The sequence below is a fragment of the Flavobacterium sp. J27 genome, from assembly GCF_004303025.1.
Classification (GTDB): Bacteria; Bacteroidota; Bacteroidia; order Flavobacteriales; family Flavobacteriaceae; genus Flavobacterium.
Genome location: NZ_PJQW01000013.1, coordinates 133,291 through 140,259, shown reverse-complemented (window position 1 = coordinate 140,259; position 6,969 = coordinate 133,291). Strand labels below are relative to the sequence as shown.

The 6,969-nt window shown below is 29.4% G+C and carries 5 protein-coding genes; 4 read left to right on the top strand and 1 reads right to left on the bottom strand.

Annotated elements, in window-relative coordinates:
* Positions 1-136 precede the first annotated feature (136 nt).
* Positions 137-919 carry a glutamate dehydrogenase gene (locus CX675_RS16655; protein ID WP_130736380.1) on the bottom strand — a complete coding sequence of 261 codons (783 nt, stop codon included), beginning with the start codon at positions 917-919 and terminating at the stop codon, positions 137-139.
* A gap of 227 nt (positions 920-1,146) precedes the next feature.
* Here CX675_RS16655 and gdhA point away from each other — a divergent pair, with 227 nt between their 5' ends.
* The 4 genes from gdhA (at position 1,147) to CX675_RS16635 (ending at position 6,923) form a co-directional block, all read left to right on the top strand.
* Positions 1,147-2,490 carry an NADP-specific glutamate dehydrogenase gene (gdhA, locus tag CX675_RS16650; protein WP_130736379.1) on the top strand — a complete coding sequence of 448 codons (1,344 nt, stop codon included), beginning with the start codon at positions 1,147-1,149 and terminating at the stop codon, positions 2,488-2,490.
* Between the two features lie 113 nt (positions 2,491-2,603).
* Positions 2,604-4,886, top strand: coding sequence for a two-component regulator propeller domain-containing protein (locus tag CX675_RS16645; RefSeq protein ID WP_130736378.1), 2,283 nt, complete (start codon positions 2,604-2,606; stop codon positions 4,884-4,886).
* Complete coding sequence (gene recO, locus CX675_RS16640; RefSeq protein ID WP_130736377.1) at positions 4,886-5,599, top strand: DNA repair protein RecO; 714 nt, start codon at positions 4,886-4,888, stop codon at positions 5,597-5,599. Before CX675_RS16645 ends, recO begins: the two co-directional genes overlap by 1 nt.
* Positions 5,600-5,663: 64 nt before the next feature.
* Positions 5,664-6,923 (top strand): hypothetical protein, encoded by a 1,260-nt coding sequence (locus CX675_RS16635; protein ID WP_130736376.1) that lies wholly within the window; start codon positions 5,664-5,666, stop codon positions 6,921-6,923.
* The last annotated feature ends 46 nt before the right edge of the window (positions 6,924-6,969 follow it).

The window sequence follows — 6,969 nt, the reverse complement described above, 5'->3', positions numbered from 1 at the left end:
GTGCGCTTTTCTTCTTTGTTTGCTAGTCTATTCATAATAAGTCGATTTTGTGTCAACTTATTTCAGGACGGGACACAAAAACAAAAAAAGCCCAAACTTTAAGTCTGGGCTTTTTTGTATATAATATTTATTATTTTTAATCTAAATAGTAGATATAACCAAAATTTAGCCAAAGGTTCCAATCGTTTGATTTATTTTCTTTGTATAAGTCTGGGTTTTTTCTTAAACCATCTACCCAATCAGAGAAGTAATATTGCCATCTTAATTCTACAAATAAATCTGATAATTCTGTTAGTTTGTATCTTGTACCAACACTAGATACAATAGAAAAGGTATTACCTCCTTCAGAAGAATAACCATCTGGTAAATAATCAGGATAAGTAGTAGCAGGTGTTCCCAATGGACCTAATTCTGAATAAGTATCATTTCTAAAAAAAGAAAAATGAGCACCTAATCCTACAAATGGAGCCCATGCACCATTTCTTTCAGAAGTAAATTGTCTAATACTCCAAGGATAATATTCTAATTGCATACCGATGTCGGTTACTTTTGCTTCACCTTTCATCGCTTTTAATTGATTTCCGTAAATTGAGTTTTTTTCAGCCCATTCACCAAAATGTTCTAATTTGGTACTGTTGTAAGATAATTCTGAGCGAAGCTTAAAATGATCGTTAAAATAGGTGTCTGGAGAATAGCAGCTACATTCTGCTCTGTAGGCAAAATTTAAATAGTGTACAATACCTAAAGCAAATCCAGTATTTCCTTTGTTTGTATCAAAATCATGTCTTACTCCAAAATCAGATTGAAAAGCAACACCACCCACGAAAGCCCCTATTTCGTGAGAAAATCCTAACTGAGCGTTTCCATAAAAAGGGATTAAAACAGTTAAAAACAGTAGGTTTCTTATTATCTTAGGCATCTTAAAAGAATTACATTTATAGACAAATATATAAAAACTATACACAGGTAAAAATTTTTTTCTTTTTTTTAGATAAAATTTTCTTAAAAAACTGATTTTTGGATGTTTTTTTTGTCAATTTCAACTCGACATGATTTAATATAATGTATATTTGCACCGCAGTTACGAAAACGTTTTCATAAAATAAAAACGCAAGTAAAACTTTTTACAAATTAAACCCAAAAATCATGATTGAAAGTGTGTCATCTTTTATTGAAGCTGTAGCTAAAAGAAACCCAAACGAGCCAGAATTTATGCAGGCTGTTAAAGAAGTAGCAGAAACTGTTATTCCTTTTATAGAAGAAAATAAAAAATACCAAGGCAAAATGCTTTTGGAGAGAATGGTTGAGCCAGAAAGAGTAGTAATGTTCAGAGTAGCATGGATTGACGATGCTGGTAAAACACAAGTTAATAGAGGATATAGAATACAAATGAATTCGGCTATCGGTCCATATAAAGGAGGGTTGCGTTTTCACCCTTCAGTTAACTTAAGTATTTTAAAGTTTTTAGCTTTTGAACAAGTATTTAAAAACTCTTTAACGACATTGCCAATGGGTGGTGGTAAAGGAGGTTCTGATTTTGACCCTAAAGGGAAATCAGATGTTGAAATAATGCGTTTTTGTCAAGCTTTCATGACAGAGCTTTCCAGACACATTGGAGCAGATACTGATGTTCCTGCTGGAGATATTGGTGTAGGAGGAAGAGAAGTAGGTTACATGTTTGGTCAATATAAAAAATTAAGAAATGAATTTACAGGAGTATTAACTGGTAAAGGAATTACTTTTGGTGGATCATTAATTCGTCCTGAGGCAACAGGTTATGGAGATGTGTATTTTGCTCAAAGCATGTTAGCTACTAAAGGTGAAAGTTTTTCTGGTAAAACTGTTGTTGTTTCTGGTTCTGGAAACGTGGCTCAGTATGCTATTGAAAAAGCAACTCAATTAGGAGGAAAAGTAGTTACCGCTTCTGATTCTTCTGGATATATTTATGATGAAGCTGGAATTGATGCTGAAAAATTAGCATTCATTATGGAAATTAAAAACGTAAATTACGGTAGAATTAGCGATTATTTATCAAAATACCCTAATGCGAAATTCGTAGCAGGAAAACGTCCTTGGGAAGTAAAATGTGATATTGCTTTACCATGTGCAACTCAAAACGAGTTAAGCGGTGAAGAAGCTAATGAATTAGTTAAAAATGGATGTATTTGTGTGGCTGAGGGGGCAAACATGCCTTCAACACCAGAAGCAATTGAGGTATTCCAAGCAGCAAAAATTTTATTTGCACCAGGAAAAGCGTCTAACGCAGGTGGTGTGGCTACATCTGGTTTAGAAATGTCTCAAAACTCGCTACGTTTATCATGGACTAGAGAAGAAGTTGATGAAAGATTAAAAGGAATTATGTCAAATATTCACGAATCTTGTGTGAAATACGGTAAAGATGCTGATGGATATGTTGATTATGTTAAAGGTGCTAATATTGCTGGTTTCGTAAAAGTTGCAGATGCCATGTTAGGACAAGGTGTAGTTTAATAGTATTTAAATATAAAACTAAAAAGGCTTACAAATTTGTAAGCCTTTTTTATTTCGTTACATACCTAAATTTTATTTTCAACGTTTATATTATATTTGTAAAAACTATGATAATGAAATTAAGACTTTTTCTTTTCTTTATATTGATTAGCCAAATCATTTCTGCACAAAATAATCTTTTATGGAAAGGGTATTTTTCTTATAATGAAATTGTTGATTTAGAAGCTTCATCTGAAATAATTTTTGCAGCAACAGAAAATTGTATCTTTTCTAAAAACACCACTCAGCAGGATGTTACTATTTTAAATTCAATAAATGGATTTAAACCCACAACGATTACTGCAATACATTATTCGGATGAATTTAATAAAAAAATTGCAGGAAATAAAGATGGCTTGCTTTTAATTGTAAATGAAGATGGTACTGTAATTACCAAAGTAGATATCATTGATGAAGTGCCTGTAGCTCCAAATAAAAAGAAAATTAATGATTTTTATGAATATGAAGGTAAATTATATATCGCTACTGATTATGGTATTTCTGTTTTAGATTTAGCATCGACAGAGTTTATCTCTACTTATTTTATAGGGACTTCAGGAGAAGAGGTTGAAGTGCTTCAAACCACAGTGTTAAATAATGAAATTTATGCCGTTACTAGAACATTAGGTATTAGAAAAGCTAATTTATCTAATCCTTTTCTTTATGATTTTAATCAATGGCAAACTTTTGACATGGGTTATTGGTCAGGGATAGTTACATTTAATAATCAACTTGTAGCTATGAATACTGATAATAATACCTATAGGTATACTACTTCTTTTCAGCCAGTATTAAGTCAGAATCAATTTGGAAAAAAAATAAAAACGAGTGGGAATGAACTTATTGTAACAACTTCTAACCATGTTTATGTTTTAGATAACCAATTTAATCAAATTGCTCATATTACAACTATTCCTGATTTTGACGTTTTGTTTAGTGCTGCTACGGTCATGAATAATAATATTTACATTGGAACAGAAAAAAACGGTGTTTTTGTGACTTCTTTGAATAATCCTTTTGTTTTTGAAAATATTTCGCCTAATGGGCCTTACAGAAATTATATTTTTAGAGTAAAGAAAGGAAGAGATTTATTATGGACAGTATATGGGGATTACACAAGATCTTATAATCCTTACCCTTTAGATGAATTACCAATTAGTAAATTTTCAAAAAACTCAGGTTGGGAAGACATTCCATATGAAGATTTGTCCGAAGCAAAATCTATTTGTGATTTAGTGATAAATCCAAATAACAATCAAGTTTATTTTAGCTCTTATTTTTCGGGTTTGTTAAAGATGGAGGGAACAGACATAACTTTGTTAAACAATACGAATACTGGTAATAATGGTTTGGAATCATTAATTTTGTCTCCGCCAAATCCTTCATATGTAGACATCAGAATTAATAGTCCAACTTTTGATAAAAATAACAATTTATGGGTTACTAATGCTTTTGTTGAAAAAGCAATTAAAGTTTTAAGAGCTAATGGGCAATGGCAATCGTATAGTTTAAATGGAATAATAGCCGACTATTCCATAGGAAGATATGGACCAATGGCGATAGATAAAAATAGCACCAAGTGGATTCCGGCTTTTAATGAAGGAATTATAGCTTTTAACGAACAATTAAACAATAAATTTATTGTAATTAATTTTGATAACGGGAATTTGCCTACTCGTGTGGTAAATTGTGTTGCTGTTGATACTAGAAATCAATTATGGATTGGTACTGAAAAAGGATTGAGAATACTTTCTAGTGTAGATCGATTTTTAGCGGAAACAGAATTATCTACTGATGCAATTATTATTCAGGAAGGAGATCTAGCACAAGAATTGTTTTATCAGCAATCTATTTTGGATATAAAAGTAGATGGAGCTAATAGAAAATGGGTTTCTATTGCAGATGGAGGTGTGTTTTTGGTTTCTTCAAATGGTCAGAAAATAATTTATAGATTTACAAAAAATAATTCACCCTTACCTAGTAATAATGTTAATGACATAGAAATTGATGAGGTTACTGGTGAAGTGTTTTTCGCAACAGACAAAGGGTTGGTTTCTTTTCTTGGTACCTCTACAAAAGCAAGTGATGATTTAACAAATGTTTATGTTTATCCTAATCCAGTAAGACCAGATTTTGTTGGAACAGTTAAAATAGCTGGTTTAACGGATAAAGCAAATGTTAAAATTACTGATATTGAAGGTAATTTAGTTTTTGAAACCACTTCTGAAGGAGGAACAATAGAGTGGGATACTTCGGCATTTAATAATTATAAAGTTGCTTCAGGAGTATATATGGTTTTTGTTGCCTCACAGGATGGTTTAGATTCTACAGTAAAAAAAATAATGGTTATTAGGTAATGTTAATCAAAACGAAAGCAATTGTTATTTCTTCTGTAAAATTTAATGAAAAAAGTCTGATTGTTAAATGTTTAACTAAAACAGATGGCATGCAAACTTATTTTATTCATAACGCTTTTACGGGGAAGCAGAATAAACAAAAGAATGTGTTTTTTCAGCCATTGAATCAAATTGAAATTGAGGCTTATCACAATACTAAAAAGCAATTACAACGAATAAAAGAGGTTAAAATTCATTATCTCTATCATACTATATATTTAGATGTTGTTAAAACTGCTATTGCTTTATTTTTATCAGAAATGTTGCATAATAGTATAAAAGAAGAGGGTAAAAATGAATTTTTATTTGAGTATTTAGAAAGTGCTTTACAGTGGTTTGACTCACATAACCAAATATTTAATTTTCATTTGATTTTGTTATTGCAATTGACAAAATACCTTGGGTTTTATCCTCAAAAAAACGAAGCTAATAATATTTTCTTTAATATTGATGAAGGTGTTTTTTCCGAAACACCATCTTCTCATACTTTAACTAAAGAAGAAACGATACTTTTTAAGAAATTAATGGAATTGAAGTTTACGACTACTGAAAAAATATTTTCGGCATCCCAAAGAAGGTCGCTTCTAAATGTATTAATTGAATATTATATGTTCAATATTGGATATAGTAAGAAAATAAAATCAATTGAGATTTTGTCACAATTATTTGAGTAAAATATTTTTTTTTTAATAAATATATTCTGTAAAATTGCAGCATAAATATAACTTAATCTTGAATATGAAATTTACCGCTACTGTTTGTTTTTTTCTGTTTTTTTTTACTAATCTTTCGGCTCAGGTTCAATTTCAAAAAGGCTACATTATTAAAAATAATCAAGAAATAGAATGTTTGATAAAAAATAATGACTGGACAGGTCTGCCGCTGGAAATTGAATACAGGGAATCTGATACCGCTAAAATAAAAAAGGCAAATGTTGAAGATATAAATGGGTTTAAAATCTACAATACTAATCATTATTATAAAAAATATACTTTCTCCATTAATGAAAATGATGATAGTAATAATGTAAACACAAAAACTATTACCTCTTTTCTTAACGTTTTAGTAGAAGGACATGTTAATTTATTTCAATATAAAGGATATGCTTTTTTTTATGAAATTAATAATTCTGGAGATGTAAAACAGCTTTTGTATAAAAAGAGTAAGAATTTTGAGAACAAAACAGTAGAAGATTATACTTTTAGGAAACAAATTTTTGATAATTTAAATTATGAAGGAAATTCTATAAACATACGTACGTTAAAGTATATTAAAAACGATTTAATTAATTATTTTATAGAATACAATAAAAATCAAAATTCAACATATATAAATTATAATGCCTACAAAAGAAAAATCAAAATTAATTTTAGTCCTTTTGTTGGAATTGGTTTTACAAATAAAAGGAATGATATTATGTTGTATAAGCCTAGTACAACAACTTTTGTCCCTTCTGCTCAACAGGGTGTTGTTATCCCATCTAGTATTAAAAGTGTTGAGATAGATTTTGGAACAAGTCTTAGTCCTGTTATTGGATTTGAAGTTGAAGCATTGTTGCCAATTAATAGAAACAAATGGGCTTTTTTTATTAACCCGAATTTAAATTGGGTAAAAGGAAACTCTTTTGAAAATTTGGAATATAGAAATAGAAACTCTTATTTTAAAGATATAGAATTAAGTAATTTTCTTTTAATTGATGTACCAGTTGGTCTTAGGTATTATTTTTATCTTAATACTAGTTCTAAAATACATATTGATATTGCTTATGATTTTCTTTTAAACGATAAAAAAAATACTCCAACTTTTAGAGATTCCTATTTTGAATACAACCCAGATGCAAAAAAAATAAAAAGCAATTTTACGGTTTCTGCAGGTTATAGTTTTAATAAAAAGTATGATGTGTCTATTAATTATTTAAATTATACTAATACTCAAAATAATTATAGTGATTCAAAAATGAGTTGTTTAAGTTTTAGATTAAAATATACCATTAATTAATTTTTATAAGATAAACCTAAACAAAAAGCGCATCTAAATTATTTAG